The 20,604-nt window shown below is 75.3% G+C and carries 13 protein-coding genes and 1 riboswitch; of the genes, 7 read left to right on the forward strand and 6 right to left on the reverse strand.

What is annotated here, in order from left to right; genetic code table 11:
* Window positions 1-224: 224 nt before the first annotated feature.
* From IR158_RS09625 to gcvP, 6 genes are all read right to left on the reverse strand, one after another.
* Window positions 225-668: an Hsp20/alpha crystallin family protein gene (locus IR158_RS09625; protein ID WP_291812418.1), complete on the reverse strand. Its 444-nt coding sequence runs from the start codon at window positions 666-668 to the stop codon at window positions 225-227.
* 154 nt (window positions 669-822) lie between these two features.
* Window positions 823-1,278, reverse strand: coding sequence for an NUDIX domain-containing protein (locus tag IR158_RS09630; protein ID WP_291812420.1), 456 nt, complete (start codon window positions 1,276-1,278; stop codon window positions 823-825).
* A 160-nt stretch (window positions 1,279-1,438) separates the two neighbouring features.
* Window positions 1,439-1,675, reverse strand: coding sequence for a helix-turn-helix transcriptional regulator (locus IR158_RS09635; protein ID WP_291812422.1), 237 nt, complete (start codon window positions 1,673-1,675; stop codon window positions 1,439-1,441).
* A 312-nt stretch (window positions 1,676-1,987) separates the two neighbouring features.
* Window positions 1,988-2,359, reverse strand: coding sequence for a glycine cleavage system protein GcvH (gene gcvH, locus IR158_RS09640; protein WP_291813344.1), 372 nt, complete (start codon window positions 2,357-2,359; stop codon window positions 1,988-1,990).
* A gap of 59 nt (window positions 2,360-2,418) precedes the next feature.
* Window positions 2,419-3,582 (reverse strand): glycine cleavage system aminomethyltransferase GcvT, encoded by a 1,164-nt coding sequence (gcvT, locus tag IR158_RS09645; RefSeq protein WP_291813345.1) that lies wholly within the window; start codon window positions 3,580-3,582, stop codon window positions 2,419-2,421.
* A 38-nt stretch (window positions 3,583-3,620) separates the two neighbouring features.
* The gene (gene gcvP / locus IR158_RS09650; protein ID WP_291813347.1) at window positions 3,621-6,557 is read right to left on the reverse strand and encodes an aminomethyl-transferring glycine dehydrogenase; all 2,937 of its coding nucleotides are present in this window, start codon (window positions 6,555-6,557) and stop codon (window positions 3,621-3,623) included.
* Between the two features lie 233 nt (window positions 6,558-6,790).
* Window positions 6,791-6,900: riboswitch (glycine riboswitch) on the reverse strand.
* Between the two features lie 147 nt (window positions 6,901-7,047).
* Between gcvP and IR158_RS09655 the strand changes: the two genes are divergently transcribed.
* The 7 genes from IR158_RS09655 (at window position 7,048) to IR158_RS09685 (ending at window position 20,538) form a co-directional block, all read left to right on the forward strand.
* Window positions 7,048-10,134 (forward strand): hypothetical protein, encoded by a 3,087-nt coding sequence (locus tag IR158_RS09655; RefSeq protein ID WP_291812423.1) that lies wholly within the window; start codon window positions 7,048-7,050, stop codon window positions 10,132-10,134.
* The gene (locus tag IR158_RS09660) at window positions 10,131-12,806 is read left to right on the forward strand and encodes a hypothetical protein (RefSeq protein WP_291812425.1); all 2,676 of its coding nucleotides are present in this window, start codon (window positions 10,131-10,133) and stop codon (window positions 12,804-12,806) included. The genes IR158_RS09655 and IR158_RS09660 overlap by 4 nt, the downstream gene beginning before the upstream one ends.
* Complete coding sequence (locus tag IR158_RS09665) at window positions 12,803-13,756, forward strand: ABC transporter ATP-binding protein (RefSeq protein WP_291812426.1); 954 nt, start codon at window positions 12,803-12,805, stop codon at window positions 13,754-13,756. Before IR158_RS09660 ends, IR158_RS09665 begins: the two co-directional genes overlap by 4 nt.
* Window positions 13,753-14,436, forward strand: coding sequence for an ABC transporter ATP-binding protein (locus tag IR158_RS09670; RefSeq protein WP_291812428.1), 684 nt, complete (start codon window positions 13,753-13,755; stop codon window positions 14,434-14,436). Before IR158_RS09665 ends, IR158_RS09670 begins: the two co-directional genes overlap by 4 nt.
* A gap of 332 nt (window positions 14,437-14,768) precedes the next feature.
* Complete coding sequence (locus IR158_RS09675) at window positions 14,769-17,378, forward strand: alpha/beta hydrolase-fold protein (RefSeq protein WP_291812430.1); 2,610 nt, start codon at window positions 14,769-14,771, stop codon at window positions 17,376-17,378.
* Between the two features lie 29 nt (window positions 17,379-17,407).
* Window positions 17,408-18,583, forward strand: a complete 1,176-nt coding sequence (locus IR158_RS09680) for a hypothetical protein (protein ID WP_291812432.1) — start codon at window positions 17,408-17,410, stop codon at window positions 18,581-18,583.
* Window positions 18,580-20,538 (forward strand): ABC transporter ATP-binding protein, encoded by a 1,959-nt coding sequence (locus tag IR158_RS09685; RefSeq protein ID WP_291812434.1) that lies wholly within the window; start codon window positions 18,580-18,582, stop codon window positions 20,536-20,538. The genes IR158_RS09680 and IR158_RS09685 overlap by 4 nt, the downstream gene beginning before the upstream one ends.
* The last annotated feature ends 66 nt before the right edge of the window (window positions 20,539-20,604 follow it).

Raw genomic sequence — 20,604 nt, forward strand, 5'->3', positions numbered from 1 at the left:
CCACAGCGGCGGCGGACGCGCAACTGGATCGCACTCTCACACCCCCCCTGGGGGGCCCACAGCGGTGACGGACGCGCAACTGGATCGCACTCTCACACCCCTCCTGGGGGGCCCACAGCGGCGGCGGACGCGCAAGTGGATCGCACTCTCACACCCCTCCTGGGGGGGTGAGAGTGCGATCCAGCGCTTGTTGGAGGGGCCGAGGCCCGGGAGGGCCTGGGCTGTCAGCCGGCCGGTGTCGGCTCGGACGCCTCGATCGACGTCGGGGCCGTGCCGTGCTGGACCTCGATACGGCGGGGCTTGGCCTCCTCCGCCACCGGGATGGTCAGCGTGAGGACGCCGTCGTCGTACGTCGCGTTGATGCGGTCGAGCGCGAGGCCGCGGCCCACGGTCAGCTGGCGGGCGTAGGTGCCGACGGCCCGCTCCTTGGCGAGCCACTGGACGTCGCTCTCGGTGCGCGGCGTGCGCTGCGCCCTGATGGTCAGGGTGCGGTCGTCCACGTTCACGTCGATGGTGCCCGGGTCGGCGCCCGGCAGGTCGACGTGCAGGACGTAGTGGTCACCGTCGCGGTACAGGTCCATCGGCATCGTCGCCGACGCGCGGTCGGACGCCATGACCTGCGCCAGCACACGGTCCATCTCACGGAACGGGTCGAAACGAGTAGCCATCACCCATCACCTCCTCGACGTGGGTCCGGTCCTCCCGGCTCCCGGTGCTGTGCCGGCGGCTCTGCCGCCGGTTGGCTACACGTCAACAGTTAGCACTCTCGCGCCGAGAGTGCCAAGTGGAAGTTCCGGATATTTCGCTGAGAGCGAACAGGCGTCAGGCGGAGCGGCCCATGGAGCGCCGGTCCTCGCGCGCGAAGCCCGCGACGAAGTCGACCAGGCCCTCGACGATCCGCACGTCGGCATCGAGCCAGGGCACGTCGAGCCACTGGCCCGCGGGCAGCCAGCGCAGCTCGTCGTGCTCGACGAGCGGCTCCGGACCGCCCTCGAGCACCTCGGCGAACCACAGCCGCATGACGTACTGGTCGGACAGGACCCACGCGCCGTCGTCCGGGCCGAGGAGCTCGACGCCGAGCCCGACGCGCACGCCCAGCTCCTCACGCAGCTCTCTGTGCAGCGCCTCCTCGGGCGTCTCACCCGGCTCGACCTTGCCACCGGGGAACTCCCAGCGCCCCGCGAGACTGGCGGGCGTCGCACGCCGCGCCGCGAGCAGGAGCTGCGGGTCGTCGAGGTCGTCGACCACGGCCGCTGCCACGACGAGCACAGGATTCATGGAACGAGTCTGCCAGTCCTCTGTCACAGCCGGATCACGACGATGTGGCCGGCGGTCCGCGTCGTGTGCTCGGCCGGGGAGGTCCGGCCGGGCGGGACGCGCGTGCTGGTGGTACGGGTACGGAGGGATCCCTCCCGCCCCTCCGTGGGGCGGTGACGCGTCAGCGGATACCGTTCGCCTCGGCCCACGCGACGGCCTCGGCACGCGTGGAGGCGCCGATCTTGCGGTAGACGCTGCGTACCTGCGACTTGACGGTGTTGCGCGTGACGAACAGCCGCGTGGCGATCTCCTCGAGCGTGACGTCCTCGGTCAGCTCGGCCAGCACGACGCGCTCGCGTCGGGTGAGGGAGTGCGCCCCCAGCATGTGCGGGTTCATGGGGGTGTCCAGCATGCTCATGATGTCCTCCGGTGGGCGGCGGGCCCGGTCTCTCCGGGCTCGCGTGGGCTGCGTACCGGATGAGAGCGGCGTGCGTCGTGGGTATGACGCGACTTTCGCCGGTTTCTCTGAATCACCGTGAGTTCCCCCCCGCGGTGCCGATCGCTGCACCTGTCATGACGGCGGTCCGAGCCCCGTGATACATCGCGGTCGGAACGCCGTCACCAGCACTGTGCGTCACATCACCCGTTCGGGCAAGCACCCGGACGCATGGACAACTGTCCAGCACTCACCCACCCGGCCCAACCGTAGGTGCCATCACCCACGGACGGCTCACGGGTTGAGCGCTGCGTACTCCTCGGCCGACAGGAGGGCGCCGGTGGACGTGACGTCGACGCGCAGCAGCCACCCCTCGCCGTACGGGTCCGCGTTGACCAGCGAAGGGTCGTCGACGACCGCTCCGTTCACCTCGACGACGGTTCCGGACACCGGTGAGAACAGCTCGGAGACCGACTTGGTCGACTCGATCTCCCCGATGACGGCGCCCGCCTCGATCGTCGAGCCGACGCTCGGCAGCTCGACGAAGACGATGTCACCCAGGGCGTCGGCGGCGACCGCCGTGATGCCGACCGTGACGGGCGACGACGCGTCCACCCACTCGTGCTCGGCGGTGTACTCCAGCGTCGTGGGCAGCTCGGCGGCCATGAGGGCTCCTGTCGGGTCGGGTGGTGCGGGTGTGCGGGCGGACCGGGTGCGGCGGACCGTCACCGAGGACGACGGTAGAAGGGAAGGGGCACCACGCGCACGGGTTCACGCCGTCCGCGCACGTCGACCGCGAGCTCGGTGCCCTCGGCGCTCATCTCCGGGGTCACGTACGCCATCGCCACGGGGTACCCGAGCGTGGGTGACGGCGCACCGGACGTGACCGTGCCGACGACCGGCGCGTCGGGCTGCGTGGACGCGAGCACGGCGTACCCGTGGCGGGCCGCGCGACGCCCCAGACCCTGCAGCCCCACGAGGACGCGCGCCGGTGCCGAGTGCGCCCGCGCGGCGAGCGCGTCCCGCCCGACGAAGGGCAGGGGCGCACCGTCGGCGTCGACCTTGTCGAGCTTGACGACCCGGCCGAGGCCCGCGTCGTGCGGCGTCGTCGTGCGGTCCAGCTCGTTGCCGTACAGCGGCATGCCCGCCTCGAGCCGCAGCGAGTCGCGCGCCGACAGACCCGCCGGGACGAGCCCGTGGTCCGCACCGGCGGCGAGCAGGGCACGCCACAGGGCCGGGGCGCCCGCCGCGTCGACGAAGAACTCGAACCCGTCCTCGCCCGTGTAGCCGGTGCGTGCGACCAGCACGGCTGCACCGTCGAACCGCATCGGCAGGCACGCGTAATAGCGCAGCGTCGCGGGGCTCACGTCGGCGGGGCCGGCCGGATCGGCCGTCAGGCCGGGCAGCGCCTCGACCACGTCGAGCGCACGCGGCCCCTGCACCGCCACGAGCGCCGTCGTGGCGGAGCGGTCGACGACGTGGGCGTCGAGGCCCGTCCCGGCCACCCGCTCGCGCAGCTCGGCGAGCACGACGTCGTGGTTCGACGCGTTGGCGACGACGAGGTACTCCTCGTCGCCCGTGCGGTACACGACGAGGTCGTCGATGACGCCGCCGTCGGGCTGGACGATCATCGTGTACCGCGCCCCGAGCACCCGCAGGCCCGTGAGGTTGCCGACGAGCGCGAGGTCGAGGAACGCGCCGGCCTGCGGCCCCGTCACGGCGATCTCCCCCATGTGCGACAGGTCGAACAGGCCGGCGGCCGTGCGGACCGCCGTGTGCTCGGCGAGGTCGGACGTGTACCGCAGCGGCATCTGCCAGCCGGCGAAGGCGGTGAGCGACGCGCCGAGGGCGACGTGCTCGTCGTGCAGGGGCGAGCGCAGCTCGGTCATCGGGGCTCCCGTGGTGAGGTCGGGCCGGGGGTCGGCGGTCATCGCACGTCGTCCGCGTACGCCTCGACGGGCGGGCACGAGCAGACGAGGTGCCGGTCGCCGCGGGCACCGTCGATGCGGCGCACGGGCGGCCAGTACTTGTCGGCGCGCAGCGACGCGAGGGGGAACGCAGCCAGCTCACGGCCGTACGGCTGCTCCCAGACGTCCGCGCTGACGGACGCGGCCGTGTGCGGCGCCTGGCGCAGCGGCGAGCCGGCCAGCGGCCAGCGGCCGTCCGCGACACCCGCGATCTCGCCGCGGATCGCGACCATCGCGTCGACGAACCGGTCGAGCTCGACGAGGTCCTCGCTCTCGGTCGGCTCGATCATGAGGGTGCCCGGGACCGGGAACGACAGCGTGGGCGCGTGGAAGCCGTAGTCCATGAGGCGCTTGGCGACGTCCTCGGCGGTGACGCCCGTGGCCTTCGTCAGGGGACGCAGGTCGAGGATGCACTCGTGCGCGACCAGGCCGCCCGGGCCGGCGTAGAGGACCGGGTAGTGCTCCCGCAGGCGCGTGGCCAGGTAGTTCGCGGCCAGCACGGCCGTCTCGGTCGCGCGGCGCAGGCCGTCGGGACCCATGAGCGCGACGTAGGCCCACGAGATCGGCAGGATGCCGGCGGAGCCCCACGGCGCAGCCGAGACGGGCGCGACGCCGGACGCCGCCGCGCCCGGCGTCGGGTCGCCCGGCAGGTACGGCGCGAGGTGCGCCGCAACCGCGACGGGCCCGACCCCGGGGCCGCCGCCGCCGTGCGGGATGCAGAAGGTCTTGTGCAGGTTGAGGTGCGAGACGTCGCCACCGAGCTCGGCCGGGCGGGCGAGCCCGACGAGCGCGTTGAGGTTGGCGCCGTCGATGTAGACCTGCCCGCCGGCGGCGTGGACCAGGTCGCACACCTCACGCACGTGCGCCTCGTAGACGCCGTGCGTCGAGGGGTAGGTGATCATGATCGCCGCGACGCGCGGGCCGTGCTGGTCGAGCTTGGCGCGCAGGTCGGCGAGGTCGACCTCGCCGTCCTCGGCCGTCGCGACGACGACGACCTTGAGGCCCGCGAGCGCGGCCGACGCCGCGTTGGTGCCGTGCGCCGAGGCCGGGATGAGGCAGATGTCGCGGTGCTCGGCACCCTCGGGCCGGGTGGCCTCGTGGTACGCGTGGATGGCCAGAAGCCCGGCGAGCTCGCCCTGCGAGCCCGCGTTGGGCTGCACGCTCACCGCGGCGTAGCCCGTGATCTCGGCGAGCCAGCCCTGCAGCTCGGTGACCAGGGCCGCGTAGCCCTGCGTCTGGTCGGCCGGGGCGTAGGGGTGGACGTCCGCGAACTGCGGCCAGGAGATGGGCTCCATCTCGGCCGTCGCGTTGAGCTTCATGGTGCACGAGCCCAGCGGGATCATCGTCCGGTCGAGCGCGAGGTCCTTGTCGGACAGGCGGCGCAGGTAGCGCAGCATCGCGGTCTCGGAACGATTCACGTGGAACACCGGGTGCGTGAGGTACCCGGTGGTCCGCAGCAGCTCGGCGCGCGGCTCGGTGGGGCCACCCCCGAACGCGCCGAAGGAGACGGTCCCGTCGGCCGCGACCGCGGCCGTGGTGACGCCCGCGGCGACGAACGCACCCAGCACCGCCACCACGTCGTCGGCCGTCGTCGTCTCGTCGCACGCGACCTGCACGTGGTCCGCGTCGGCGACCCACACGTTGATGCCAGCGTCGACAGCCGCCCGTGCCACGTCCGCCGCACGGCCCGGCACGTGCGCGCGCACGGTGTCGAAGACGTCGTCGTGGACGACCGTCACGCCTAGGTCGCGCAGGCCGCGCTGCACGTCTCGCGCGTGGCCGTGCACCCGCCGCGCGATCGCCCGCAGCCCGTCGGGGCCGTGGTAGACCGCGTACATCGACGCGACGATCGCGAGCAGCGCCTGCGCCGTGCAGATGTTGCTCGTCGCCTTCTCGCGGCGGATGTGCTGCTCACGGGTCTGCAGCGCGAGCCGGTACGCGGGCGTCCCGTCGGCGTCGACGGACACGCCGACCAGACGCCCGGGCAGCGTGCGCTCCAGCCCGGTGCGCACCGCCATGAACGCCGCGTGCGGGCCGCCGCCGAACAGCGGGACGCCGAACCGCTGCGCCGAGCCGACCGCGACGTCCGCCCCCAGCTCGCCCGGCGACGCCACGAGCGTCAGCGCGAGCAGGTCCGCCGCGACGGTCACGAGAGCCCCGCGCTCCTTGGCCGCGGCGACGAGCGGGCGCAGGTCCCGCAGCGCGCCCGACGCGCCCACCTGCTGCACGACGACGCCGACCAGCGGCCCGTCCACCTCCGGCAGCCCGTCGGCGAGGTCCGCGACGACGACCGGCAGGCCGACGGCCTCGGCGCGGCCGCGTGCGACGGCCAGCGACTGGCCGAACAGGTCGGCGTCCAGCACGACCGTGCCCGTCGTCGCGCGCGACGCCCGCCACATGAGCGCGACCGCCTCCGCGACGGCCGTCGCCTCGTCGAGCAGCGACGCGTTCGCCACGTCGAGGCCGGTGAGGTCGGACACGACGGTCTGGAAGTTCAGGAGCGCCTCGAGCCGGCCCTGCGAGATCTCCGGCTGGTAGGGCGTGTAGGCCGTGTACCAGGCGGGCGACTCGAGCACGTTGCGGCGGATCACCGCGGGCGTGACCGTGCCGTAGTAGCCCTGGCCGATCATGGGCCGCAGGACGGCGTTGCGCGACGCGACGTCGCGCAGCGCGGCGAGGACCTGCTCCTCGGAGCGAGCCGGTGGCAGGTCCAGCGGGCGGTCCGTGCGGATGGCGGCGGGCACGGCGGCGTCGACCAGCGCGTCGAGGCTGTCGTAGCCGAGCGCGGCGAGCATGCGGGCCGTCTCGTCGCCGCGGGGGCCGATGTGCCGGTCGGCGAAGCCGTCGGCAGCGGGCGAGCGGACGGGCGCGGTGGACGAGGGCGCGGCGGGGGGCACGGACGGCACGGCGAGGTCGGTCACGGGGCGCTCCACGGGGTCGTCCGGATGTGGCGGTCCACGTACCGGGACGGGCAGGGGCTCCCCGCTCTGTCATCCACCCCCGTACGGGGTGACCTGAGAGTTTGGCCGGTCCGCCGTGAGCGTCGACCCGCGGGGTCGAGGCTCCGGGGCGCGCCGGCTTGCACCGTCGGTGGGCACCGGACCTGGCCGGCGCCACTTTCCAGAGTTGCCTGGCCACGGCGGTACGGGTGCCTGAGAGATTCGGAGGGGAACTTGCTCCTTCGGCGCCCCGCGCAGCCGCCTCGCGGGCGGCCGACGGGAGCTCTCCCGCCGCGGTTCGAGCAGCGTGTTGAGTTGTGCGGCCAGCCTACGGCACGGGTCGCTCCGAGAGCATGAGACCCACGACCGGGTCCGCGCCGGGAAGGTCCGCGCAGATCGTCCGGGCGAACACCTTCTGCGGGGGCGCCGACGCGGATAGCCTCCGGCGGTGCGCACCGGCGGTCTGCTGACCCGACGCGCGAGGGCGCAGGGCGGGCTGCTCGTGCTGGCCGGCGTGCTCGCGGCGGTGGCGTGCGCCGTCGTCGTCGCGATCGTCGGGCACCTCGACGTCGCGGCACGGTCCGGGCTGGTGACGGCGCTGCGCGAGGCGCCCGCGACGTCGGCCGCCACACGGTTCACGACGACGCTCTCCGGTGCGCCCGACGAGCAGGACGCGGCGGCGCGGCGGATCCTCGCCCAGCGCCTGGGCCGCCAGCCGGTCGACGTCCACAGGTCGGCGCGGTCCGAGCCGCTCCCGCTCGTGCCCGGCGGCGCAGCGGCGGGCGGTGACCCGGCGGGAGAGCGCGGTGCGACCTCCGTCGCCGACGACGCGCTCGAGGTCACCATCGGCACCCAGGAGCCCGGCCTCGTCGTCACGTCGGCGGGGACGTGGCCCACGGACGCCCCCGACGCCGTCGCCGTGCCGGCCGGCCTCGCGACGTCCGCCGGCTTGGCGGTCGGGGACGCGCTCGCGCTCGGTGCGGGCGACGACGCGCGTCCCTTCGTGGTCGCCGCCGTGTACGAGCCGCGCGACGTGCGCGACCCCGCGTGGTTCGACGAGGCGGAGGGCGGTGCCGACCCCGTGGCGCACCCGGTGCTGGTGGCCGGGTCGGCTCTGGGGGACGCCCCGCAGCGCGTCCGGGTGCACTGGACCGTGGTCCCCGACCTCGACCGGGTGCGCCCGGCGGACCTGGCACGGCTGCGGACGGCGCTCGAGGGCACGCGGGCCGTGCTCCACGAGGACGACGACGTCATGGTGCTCGGCGTCACGGCGACCGGTGGCCTGGGCGGGCTGCTCGCGAGCACGGACGCGGACCTGGCGGCAGCCCGGGGCGTGTCCGTGCCGGCGGCGGCGCTCACGGCGCTCGTCGTGGTCCTCACGTTCGGCCAGGCGTCCCGCATGCTCGTCGACGCCCGCCGCCCGGAGACCGTGCTCGTGCGCTCGCGCGGCACGACGCGCGCGGCCGTCGTCGGCGCGTCGGCGATCGAGGGTGCGCTGGTCACGAGCCTCGGCGCGGTCCTCGGTGCGGTCGTCGGCGGAACGCTCGTCACGGCCACGGCGGGCAGCAGCGCGCCGAGCACCGTCGTGGCGGGCGGGGTGCTCGCCGTCGTCGTCGTGGGTACGGCGACGCTCGCCACGGCGGCGTGGCAGGGCACGGCCGACGGTCGCGCCGAGACGCGTCGTCGTGCGGTCCCCGGCTCGCTCGCGGCCGGAGCGCTCACGCTGCTGGCGGGTACGACGGCCCTCGCGGTCTGGCGGCTGACCGACCGCGGGTCCCCCGTCCGCGTGGACGCCGCCGGTCGCGCCGTGCTGGACCCGCTGGCAGCAGGGGCGCTGCCCCTCGCGCTCGTGCTCGTCGCGCTGTTGGCGGCGACGCTGCCGGGCCCCGTCGCCGGGCTGCTCGCACGCGCGGCGTCCCGGCGTCGCACGCTGGACGCGGTCCTCGCGGCCCGGCAGGTGGCCCGGCGGCCGCTGGCGCACGCGACCGCCGCGACGTTCGTCGCGCTCACCGTCGCGACGACCGTGGTCGCCGCGGCGTTCACGGGCTCGTGGCACGCCCACGCCCGCGACCGCGCGGACGCCGCGGTCGGCGCGGACATCCGCCTCGACCTCGGGCGTGACCCCATGCCGGGCGGCGCCGGGGCGCACGCGGCGCAGGTGGCCACGGTCCCCGGGGTGACCGCGGCCGCGCCGGCCCGCGTCGACCGCACGGCCATCGGGTCCATCGAGGGGCGCACGGTCGCCCTGCCGCCGGCCGGACGCGCAGCCCTGCCCGTGGCGGGCGCCGCCTCGCTCGCCGACGCGCTCGCGTCCGGTGCGGCGGACGGGCTGCCCCTGCCGGCGTCCGCGACCCGCCTCGACGTCGAGGTGACACCCACGGCCGGCGACCCCGGCGGCGACGCGCCACCGGTCGTCGGGGCCGTCGCGTGGGTCGCCTCGGCCCCGGGGACCCTCACGCCGCTCGCCCTGGCACGGGACACGCGTCGGGACACCTGGACGGCTCCGCTGCCGGCCGGGGGCACCGCGTGGCGGGTCCTCGCGGTCGACGTCGCACCGCGCGGCGCCGCCGGGTACGGCGTCGCGGTCACGCGCGTGACGACCGACGCCGGGGACGGCGCCGTCGGGCCCGGGGACGTGCCCTGGACCGCCTGGCAGCTCGCGCCGACGCCGGTCGCGCTCGACGTGGCGCAGGGACGTGCCGACGTGCCCCGACGGGTGGCCGCCCGCGCCTCGACCGCACCCGTGCGGCTGACCCCCGGCGCCGTCGAGCCGCTGCCGGTCGCGCTCGGCGCGTCCCTGGCGACGGCGCTCGACCTGGGCACGGGCGGGACGACGACCGTGCGCGTCGCCGGTGCGGACCTCCCGGTGACCGTCGCGGCCGTCGTCCCGGTGGTCCCCGGCAGCGGGCACCGGAACGCGCTGCTGGCCGACCTCGACGGGATCGAGGCCGCGCTGCTGCGCGGTGGCGTCGCCGCCCCGCCCGCGGTGCACGAGGTCTGGGTGGACGTCGCCACCGCTCGCCCGGACACGCTCGTCGCGGCCGTGGTCGACGCACTGAGCACCCCACCGCACGCGGTCGCGACCGCCGCGCCGCCACCCGCACCGCTGCTCCGACCTGCGCTCACGCTGCTCGCTGCCGCGGCCGCCGCCACGGCGCTGCTGGCGGTCGGCGGGCTCGCCGTGAGCGTCCGGGCGGCGGACCGGCGCCGGTCCGCGGACGAGCGCGTCCTGCTGGCGCTCGGCGTCGCACCCGCGCGGCAGGCACGGGCCCGGTCCGCCGAGCTCGGCGCCACGGTGCTGCTCGCCGCGGTCGCCGGGGCCCTCGGCGGTGCCGCCGTCGCGCGGCTGACCGTCGCCACGCTCGTGGGGGCGACCAGCGGCACGACGCCCGACGTCCCCCCGCTCGCCGTGGCGTCCGCGGTCGACGCCGGCGCCCTCGCGGCGCTGCTCGCCGTCTCGGCGGCGGGTGCGGCCGCCGTCCTGGTCGTGTCGGCCGTGGGCGTGCGGGCCCGCGCGACGGGGGTGCGCGCATGACCCGGCCGCTCACGCTCGCCCGCCTGGCGCACCGCCAGCTCACGACCGACCTCGGTGCGGTGCTCGCCCTCGCCACCACGACGGTGCTGGTCACCGCGCTGCTCACGGCGTGGCCGCGCGTCGTGGACCGCGTCGTCGCGCAGGACCGGGTCGAGCACGTCGCCGCGCTGAACGCCGTCGCACGGGACCTCACGTGGGAGGGTGCCCGACCGCAGTGGTTGCCGGGCGTGCCGTCGCACGACGAGCTCGCCGCCGCGCTCACGGCCGCCGCAACCCAGGGCGAGGAGCTCGTCGACGGCCTGGGTCCCGAGCTGCGGTCGGTCGTCGGACCGCCCGAGCACGTCGTCGTCGGCCCCGGGTTCGCCATCGAGCTCGGCGAGCGTGACACGCCGTTCTCGGCGATGACCCTCTCGACGGTCGTCGACCCCCGAGCCGACGCGCGGGTCCGGGTCGTCGAGGGTCGCGTCCCGTCGCCCCCGGCCCTCGACGCCGAGGTCCAGGTCGAGGCCGAGGTCGAGGTCATGCTGTCCACGGTCGCCGCCGAGGCGCTCGGGTGGCAGGTCGGCGAGACCCGGGCGTCGCTCGAGCCGTCCGTGCCGGTCGTCGCTCGCCTCAGCGGGACGTTCGAGCCGGTCGACCCGGCGTCGTCCGCGTGGAGCCACACCAGTCCCCTGCTCACCCCGACGCACGCCGGCAGCGAGAACGCCGGCTGGACCGCGCAGGCCGCGGGCGTCGTGCACCCCGACGCCCTGGCCCGGCTGACGACGCCCGTGGTGCTGTACGTGCAGCACTGGGTGCCGGTCCGCGCGGCGGCAGTCGCCGGCGCCGATCCCGCCCGGCTCGTCGCCGACCTCGAGCGTGCCCGCGCGGACCTCGCCCTGCGGTCCGACACCCGCGCGGCCGTCGAGGCCGCTCAGCAGCGGGCGACGGCCGTCACGGCCGTGCTCGGCGTCGTCGCCACCGGCGCGCTGGGCACCGCCGGGGTGGCGCTGTGGCTCGGGTCCGTGCTCGTCGCGCAGCGCCGCGGCGCTGCGCTCGTGCTACTGCGCGCCCGCGGCATGTCCGCCCGTGCCCTCCCGGTGCTGGTCGCGGCGCAGACGCTCGTCGCCACCGTGCCGGGCGGGGTCGTCGGCACGGTGGTCGGGCTCCGCCTCGTGCCGGGGCCGGTGCGCGTGCCGGACCTGGTCGCGCCCGCGCTGGCGACGGTCCTGACGGCCGGCCTGGCCGCGTTCGCTGCGTGGCGCCGCAGCCGGCAGGTCGCGCCCGTGCGGCGCGCGCACCACCCGTGGCGGTGGGTCGCGGAGCTGCTCGTCGTGCTGGCGGCGGGCACGGCCGCCGCGCTCGTCGCGTCGTCACGCGACGCCGGTGACCCCGTCCTCGTGGCGCTGCCGGTGCTGCTCGGCGTGGCCGCCGCGGCCGTGGGTCTGCGGCTGCACCCGCTGCTTCTGGCGCCTGCGGACCGGCCGGCCCGCCGGGGACGCCGGCTCGGCCCGTTCCTCGTCGTCGCGCAGCTCGCCCGCGCCGGCGCGGGTGCGGCCGTGCCGGTCGTCGGGCTCGTCGTCGCCAGCGGCACGGTCGCCCTCATGGCCACGGTGCTGTCGGTGGTCGACGCGAGCACCGAGGAGAGCGCGGCGCGACGCATCGGGGGTGACCTGCGGCTCGACGTGCTGCAGACCGTCGCGGGATGGGCACCGCTGACCTCCGACGACGTGGCCGCGGTCGCCGACGTGCCGGGTGTCCGGGCGGTCGCCGCCGTCCGGGACGGGGGCCGTGCGACGCTCCGCACCGGCGGCGGGACGGACGTGGCGTCCGTGCTCGTGGTCGACGCGGCCGCGCTGTCCGCGGTGCAGCAGTCCCTGCCGTCCGCCGTCCGGTCCCCGCTGACCACCCTGGCAGCCGTCGGGGACACGCCACCGGGCGTGCTCCTGCCACGGTCGGCCGACGTCGCCGCCGGTGCCGAGGTCGCGATCGGACGGGGGCCTGACGCGGCACCGGTGGCGGCCGTGGCCGTCGTCGGCGAGGCGCCCGGCGTGGCGAGCGGCACCGCCTGGGTCGTCGTCGACGACGCGACGTGGGCACCTCCCTCCGGCGACGCCGGCGCCGTCGAGACCGTGCTCGTCGGGCTCCAGCCCGGCTCCGACCCCGCCGCGGTCGCCACCGCCGTCACCGGCGTCCTCGACGGACGCGTGAGCGTGAGCGCGCTGGCGGACCGGATCCACGACGCGCGGGCGGGCGCCCTGACTGCGGGGCTGCGGTCCGCGATCGGTGCCGTCGGCGTCGTCACCGTGCCCCTCGCCGCGCTCGTCCTCGGCCTGTCGCTGCTCGGCGGAGCCCTGCAGAGGGAACGCGCCGCGAGCGTGCTGGCCGGTCTCGGTGCGCCCCGGGCGCTGCGGCGTCGCCTCGTGGTCGGCGAGTCGCTGGGGCTACTCGCCGCGGCGCTGCCCGCGGCCGTCGCCGTGGCCGCCGCGCTGCCGCTGCTCGTGCTGCGGGTCGTCGACCTGCGCGTCTTCACCCGTACCCCCACGTCCACGACGGCCACCACCGACCCCGTCCTGGTCGCCGGCCTCGGCGGGCTCGGTCTCGTCCTCGGTGGCGCGGCCGTGCTCGTCGCCGCCGTGTCCGCCCGCCGGGCGGCCGCGTCCGGTCCGCTGCGAGAAGGAGGAGCACCATGACCACCCCGCCGGACGCCGACGCGGAGATCCTCTGCGAGGACCTCATCCGGGTCTACGTCACCGAAGGTGTCGAGGTGCAGGCCCTGCAGGGCCTCGACCTGCGGGTCGAGCGCGGCGACCTCGTCGCGCTCGTCGGGGCCTCCGGCTCGGGCAAGTCGACGCTCCTGACCATCCTGTCCGGCCTCGACCGGCCGACCGCGGGCACCGCGGTCGTCGCCGGGTGCGACGTGCTGCGCATGACGGGCGCGCAGCGCCGTGCGTACCGGCGCGACGTCGTGGGCTTCGCCTGGCAGCAGACGGCCCGCAACCTGCTGCCGTACCTCACCGCGGCGGAGAACGTCGCCCTGCCCATGGTCGCGACCCGCACGGCGCGCCTGCGCGAGCGGACGGCGCGCGTCGACGAGCTGCTCGAGGTCATGGGGGTGACGCACTGCCGCGACCGCCGCCCGGCCGAGCTGTCGGGCGGCGAGCAGCAGCGCGTCGCGATCGCCACGGCGGTCGCGAACCGGCCGCGCGTGCTGCTCGCCGACGAGCCCACGGGTGAGCTGGACGAGGAGACGTCGGCGGACGTGCTCGAGGCGATCCGCCACGTCAACGAGACCTTCGGGACGACGACGCTCATCGTGACGCACGACCCGCTGGTCGCCGACCACGTCCGGCGCACCGTGCAGATCCGCGACGGGCGCACGTCGCGCGAGACGCTGCGCAGCACCGCCGTCGGCGACGACGGGCACGCGCGGCTGCACGCGGAGGAGTTCACCGTGATCGACCGTGCCGGGCGGCTGCAGCTGCCGACGGAGTACGTCGAGCAGCTCGGGCTGCGCGACCGGGTGCGGCTCGGGCTCGAGCCCGACCACGTGCGCGTGCACGCGGGCACGCAGGCGTCCACCGGCGCCGCCGAGGCACAGCAGGCACCGCACGCACCGCAGGCACCGCAGGAGGAGTCATGAGCACGATCCGCGCCGAGGGCCTGACCTGCACGTACGGCGCGGGCGCCGCTGCCGTCCACGCGCTGCGCGGGGTGGACCTGGAGGCCGCGCCGGGTGAGCTGCTGGTCGTGCGCGGCCGGTCGGGGTCCGGCAAGTCGACGCTGCTGCACGCGCTCGGCGGGCTGGTCCGGCCGACGTCGGGCACGGTCCACCTCGACGGCACCGACCTCACCGCTCTCGGCGAGGCCGAGCTGCTGCGGGTGCGGCGCGAGCAGATCGCCTACGTCTTCCAGACGTTCGGGCTGCTGCCCGTGCTGTCGGCGGCCGAGAACGTCGAGGTGCCGCTGCGGCTGCTCGAGCTCGACCCCGCGCAGCGGGGGGCGCGCGTCGCGGCCGCGATCGACGCCGTCGGCCTGACGCGGCACGCCGCGCAGCGGCCGGACGAGCTGTCCGGCGGGCAGCAGCAGCGCGTCGCGATCGCACGGGCCCTGGCGACGCGCCCGCAGGTGCTGCTGGCCGACGAGCCCACCGGTCAGCTCGACAGCCAGAACGCCCTGTCCGTGGTCGGGCTGCTGCTCGAGCTCGCCCACGAGCACGGCGTCACGACCGTCGTGACGACGCACGACCCGGCCGTCGCGGAACGCGCCGACCGCGTCGTCGAGCTGCGGTCCGGCGTCCTCGCCGCGCCCGCACGCGCCTGACACGCCGCGCCTGCGGCCGACGGCAGGTCCGACCGCGAACCGGTCGAACCGCAGGTATTGACGTTAAACCTCCGACACGACAGCATTCGGACAACCCGTTCCTGCAGCGTTGCAGATTGCGGGCACGTCGTGGGCGTCGAGGGCGTCCGCGTCCTTCCGGAGGGGGAAGCATCCCGGTCGGCTCTCGACGCGGAGAGCGGGTCCGCTGCGCCCACCTGCCGGTCGGCGACAGAGGAGAGGAATCGATGGGGATGACTCGAAGAGGACCAGCCGGACACCGACGCACCGCAGCCGTGGTCACCGGTGCAGCGCTCGTGATGGGAGGTGCTGCCGTGGCACCGGCCGCAGCAGCGGAGGGACCGTCGCCCGACCCGTGGGTGTCCGTGACGCCCGAGGGGTACCACCGGTTCACGGTGCCGCAGGCGGAGGTGGAGCAGATCGTCGGGTCGCGGCCCGCGGTGATGGAGCTGCAGGGCAACATCGGGCCGAGCGGCACGTGGTCCGACCTGGCGATGGACCCCAGCGGCACGGACTACCCGACCCAGGTCGGGATCCTCGAGCCGGGCCTGTACTACTACCAGTACACGGCGACGTTCGAGGACCGGACCAAGAAGTCGTTCCGCAACCCCTCGACGGAGGTCGCGGTCACGTCGCACCCGACGTGGAACACGTTCTTCGTCCCGGGACCGCAGGTCCAGTGGATGTCCGACGTGGCCAACGGCGGCGACGTCGCCGAGCTGGCGTACGACAGCCCCGTCGCGGACGACGAGCGCACGACGCTCGTGTGGACGCCGCCCGGCTACGACGCCGAGCGCGCCGACGCGTACCCCGTGCTGTACCTGCTGGCCGACGGCACGCAGAGCGCGCAGGAGTGGGCCGAGCTGGGTCGTGCGCCGCAGGTGCTCGACAACCTCGCGGCCGAGGGCCGGCTGGCGGACATGGTCGTCGTCATGGCGGACGTGCGCGGCGCCGACCCGCGCACCGAGCTGCTCGACGGTGTCCTGACCGCGACGCGCGACGCGTACAACGTGGCCGACGACGCGGCGGGACAGGCCGTGGCGGGCATCGGCGACGGCGCGCACCACGCGCTGACGGTGCTGCGCACGGACCCCGGCGTCTTCAGCGAGGTCGGGTCGTTCTCCGGGCGCCTGACCGGCTCGATCAGCGCCACCACGGCGCGCGAGATCAACGAGGGCACCGACCGTCTGCGCGTCTACGTGGGCAACGTGCTCGACCCCGCGTACAACCAGACGCACGACCTGCTGCGCACGCTCGAGCGCGCCGGCGTCGAGCACGAGTTCGACGGCGTCGACCCCGACACCGGTGGCACGTGGGACACGTGGCGCGAGGGGCTGCGCGACTTCGCGTCGCGCGTGTTCCAGGACGACGCGGGCCACGGTCCGCGCGAGGGTCACCGCCCGCTGGACGAGAAGTACACGCCGCCGGCGACGGGCTCGATCACGACCCCGCACGTCGACGAGGACGGCATCGTGACCTTCGAGACGGGCACGCAGTTCGCCGACGCGAAGGACGTCACGGTGTGGGCCAACTGGGCGCCGAACGGCGCGTGGTTCCGCGTCCCGATGACCAAGGTCGGCGACCGCTGGCGCCTGTCGATGGGGCCGCTCGACGGCTTCTACTACTACCGGTACGTCGTCGACGGCGTCGACGTGAAGGACCCCGAGGACAAGGTCAACACGCTCACCGGTGTGAGCCCGCTGTTCGTCCCGGGCGAGACCGACCGGCTGCTCGGCGACCTGCCCGAGGAGGACCGGGGCGACCTGTCCCTCCTGACGTACCAGAGCGCGGTGGTCAACGAGGAGCGCGAGGCGTACGTCTGGACGCCCAAGGGCTACGACCCGAACCGGGCCGAGCCCTACCCCGTGCTGTACCTCAACCACGGCGGCGGGCAGAACTACGGCGACTGGGTCGAGGTGGGCCGCGCGCCGCAGATCCTCGACCACTACATCAAGGACGGCGCGATCGTCCCGATGGTCGTCGTCATGGGCAACGGCAACTCGCCCGACTTCCCCGCGGAGCTGATGGAGAACCTCGCACCCGCTGCGCGGGCCGAGTACAACATCGCGGACGACGCCGCAGGTCAGGCCATCGCCGGTCTGTCGATGGGCGCGATGAACACGCTCAACACGTGGCTGACCCGGCCCGGGCAGTTCGGGTGGATGGGCGCGTTCTCGGGTGGGCTGTTCTTCAACACCCCGCAGTTCGACCCGGCCGCGGTCAACGCCGAGACGCGGCTGGCGCGCGTCTACACCGGTGACAAGACCGACTTCACCTACCAGGCGACGATGGACCTCCTGGACCTGCTGGAGACCAACGGGATCGAGCACGAGTTCGCCGGCGTCACGCAGGGCCCGCACGGGTTCGACGTGTGGTCGAAGAACCTCGTCGACCTGCTGCCGCGGCTGTTCCGCGACCCGGAGACCACGCAGGGCGTGGAGCTGCGGGCCGTGGTCCCCGAGGGCGAGGACGGCGTCCTGGCGCTGTCGGTGGCCGACGACGGCTCGGGCGTCACGCTCGACGGGCCGCAGAACACGGGCACCGCGCTGCGGTTCCGGGGTCAGCTGCCGACGGTGACGGTCACCGACTCGCGCTCGGTCACGCAGGCCGGTGTCACCGGCTGGGCGGTCACGGGGCAGGCGTACTCGTTCGACTCCGGGTCGCGGCTGCTCGACGCGAAGCACCTGGGGTGGACGCCGCGCATCGAGACCCCGCGCGCGGGGCTCGTCGCCGGTGACGCCCGGGCGACCGCGCTCGACGGGGGCGAGGGCCTGGTCGTCCCGGGCCGGCTCGCCTCCGCGACTCCCGAGGGCCGGGTCGGGTCTGCCACCATCGGCGCCGACCTCGTGCTCGACGCCCCGGTGGACACGCGACCGGGTGAGTACGCAGGCACGTTGAGCCTGTCGCTGTTCCCGGTCGACTGACCGGAGCCGAGCTCGTACTTCGGCGGCCCATGGCCCGCCGGAAGCCGCCGAAGTACGGGCTCGGCACCCCACAGTTCATGGAGGACGTTCCCGTGCGCAACCTGGTCCGTGCTGTCGTCGTCGCTGCGCTCCTCGCTGTCGGAGGAGGGCTCGTCGTGGGCCCCGCCGCCGGCACGTCCGACGACGGTGCTCGCGAGGACCCCGGTGCCGGGGCCCCCGGCGGCACGGTGACCTGGGCCGTGCAGCCGGCGACCGCCGAGGGGCCCGACGGGCGCATCTCGTTGCGGCACGTGCTCGACCCCGGTGCGTCCGTCACCGAGCACGTCGCGATCACCAACTTCAGCGACGGTCCCGCGACCTTCGCGGTGTACGCCGGCGACGGGGTCGTGTCCGACTCCGGCCACTTCGACCTCCCGCCCGGCGACGGCGCACCGCGCGACGGGGGTGCGTGGATCACGCTGGGCGACGCCCCCGGCGCCGAGCGGGTCGACGGGCGCACGCTGCGCCTCACGCTGGACCCCGGCGCCGTCGTGACCGTGCCGCTGACCGTCACGGTCCCCGCCGACGCGACGCCGGGCGACCACCCCGCAGGTGTCGTCGCCGAGCTCGTCGCCGGCGACACGGTGCGGCTCGCCGCGCGCGTCGGCACGCGCCTGCACCTGCGCGTCACCGGTGACGTCGTGGCGTCGCTCGCACCGCAGGACGTCACCACGCGCTGGGAGCCGTCGTGGAACCCGTTCGCACCGGGCACCGTGCACGTGCGGTACCGGGTGGCGAACACCGGTGACGTCCGGCTCGCGGCCCGCGCAGCGACGACGCTCGCCGGCCCGTTCGGGATCGCGGAGGCCGAGCACGGCACGGAGGTCCGCGAGGTGCTGCCGGGCCAGTCGGCGCTCGTGGAGGCGGAGCTGCGGGTGTGGCCCCTCGTCCGCGTCACCGGTCACGTGGACGTACGGCCGTGGGTCGTCGGCGAGGACGTCGTCGACGCCGCGCTGCGCGGCGAGTCGGCGGACGTGAGCGCGTGGGTGCTGCCGTGGTCGCAGCTCGCGCTGCTGGTGCTGGTCGTCGGCGGCGTGCTGCTGGTCCGGTGGCGGCGTCGGCGGACCGCGCAGCGGGTGCAGGCCCGTGTCGACGAGGCGCTGGCGGCCGCCGGGGTCACGCCCGAGCCCGCGTCGACGACCGGTACCACGGGGCCGGTGTCGTGAGCCGGTCGGACGTCCGCCCGGACGCCCCCCGGCACGCGCACGTCCGGGAGCTGGTCCGTGCGCACCGGGGACGGTTCGCGTGGTCCTACGTGTTCCAGGTCGTCGGCGGCATCGCCCCGCTGATCCAGGTCCTGCTGCTCCGGTCGGTCGTCGACGGGCTCGTCCAGGAGCGGACCGTGGGCTCGCAGGTCGCCTGGCAGATCGGCGCGATGCTGGGCCTCGGGCTGCTCGGCGTGTGGATGACGTACGCGGCCCGGGTGGTCTCGACGAGGGCCGCGGGCGCCGTCATCGCGGACATGCAGTCGTCGATGTTCCGCCGGCTGACCACCATGCCGATCAACTTCTACACGACCGTCCGGCCCGGAGCCGTCGTCAGCCGCCTGACCAGCGACGCCAACGGCGCCGAGGCGATGTACACGTCGGTGATCCCCGTCGTGGTGTCGGGTGTGACGACGATCGTGACGTCGGTGGTGATCGTCGCGTTCGTCGACCCGCGGCTGCTCGTGCTGCTGGTCGTCATCCCCGTCGCCATCGCGTACGTCCGCAAGGCGGAGGCACGGATCAACGAGCTCATCGCGCGGTCGTTCGACGTGACCAAGGAGCTGGCGTCGTCCGCCGAGACCTTCGTCAGCCGCGACGGCGCCCTCCTCGCACGCCAGAACGGGCAGACCCGGCGCGAGCAGGGGCGCTTCGCGGAGCAGGCCGACGTGCTCGCCGGCCTGTCCGCGGCGACGGCGAGGGCGGCGGCGACCTCGGGTGCCAGCTACGGGACCGCGTTCGTCGTCATCACCGCCGGTGCGCTCGCCATGGGCGTGTGGCTCGTGGCCGAGCAGGGCGTGACCGTCGGCAGCGTCATCCTCGTCGTGCTCTACCTGCAGCAGCTGCAGGCACCCGTCCAGAGCCTGCTGAACACCCGGTACCCGCGGATGCGCTCGTCGATCGCCCTCGACCGGGTCGAGGCCGTCCTCGCCGCCGGGCCGGCCGCGCCCCGCACGCCGCAGGCGTCGGGCCGCCCGGGCACCGTCGTGCGGCCGTCCCCCGACGCTGCCCCCGACGCTCCCCCCGCAGGCGACGCCGACGTACGCGAGGTGACGCCCGCCCTGCGGATGGTGGGCGTGCGCTACCGCTACCCGGCGGTGGCCTCGTACTCGATCGACGGGCTGTCCCACGCCGGCGACGCGTTGTCGATCCCGTGGCTGCCCATCACCGGTCTGAACGGGAAGATCGTCGGGTCCGGGGACGCGCCGCAGGACGAGCGCCCGCGCGGCAACGCCCTGGACGGCATCGACCTGACGATCGGCCGGGGCGAGGTCGTCGCCGTCGTCGGGTCCTCCGGTGCCGGCAAGTCGACGCTCGCCGGGATCACCGCGGGGCTCGTGGACTGCGACGAGGGCGTCGTCGAGATCGCCGGGTCCGCGCTGCGCGACCTGGACGAGCAGCGGCGCGCCGAACTCATCGCCTACATCCCGCAGGAGCCGTACGTGCTCCACGCGAGCGTCCGCGACAACCTCCGGTACGCGAACCACGACGCGACGGAGCGCGAGCTCCTCGAGGTGTGCCGGGCGGTCGCCCTCGACGGCCTCGTCGAGCAGCTGGACGACGGCCTCGACTCGGTGATCGGTGAGAAGGGGCACCGCCTGTCCGGCGGTGAGCGGCAGCGGCTCGCCATCGCGCGCGCCGCGCTCAAGCGACCCGCCCTCGTCGTCATGGACGAGCCGACGGCCCACCTGGACACCGCGACCGAGGCCCGCGTCCGGGCGGCGATGGGCGAGCTGTTCGGCGACGCCGGGATCCTGATGATCGCCCACCGGCTGTCGACCGTGCGGCACGCGGACCGGATCGTCGTGCTGGAGGCGGGACGCATCGTCCAGTCGGGTCGGCACGAGGAGCTCGCGCAGCAGCCCGGCCGGTACCGCGTGCTGCTGGGGTCCTCCGCCCAGGACGTGCTGTCCTGACCGGAGGACCGTGGTCAGGCGTCCGGGGCCACCGTCGCGGTCACGATCGCGGACGCCACGACCCGC

The sequence above is a fragment of the Cellulomonas sp. genome, from assembly GCF_015234515.1.
GTDB lineage: Bacteria > Actinomycetota > Actinomycetes > Actinomycetales > Cellulomonadaceae > Cellulomonas.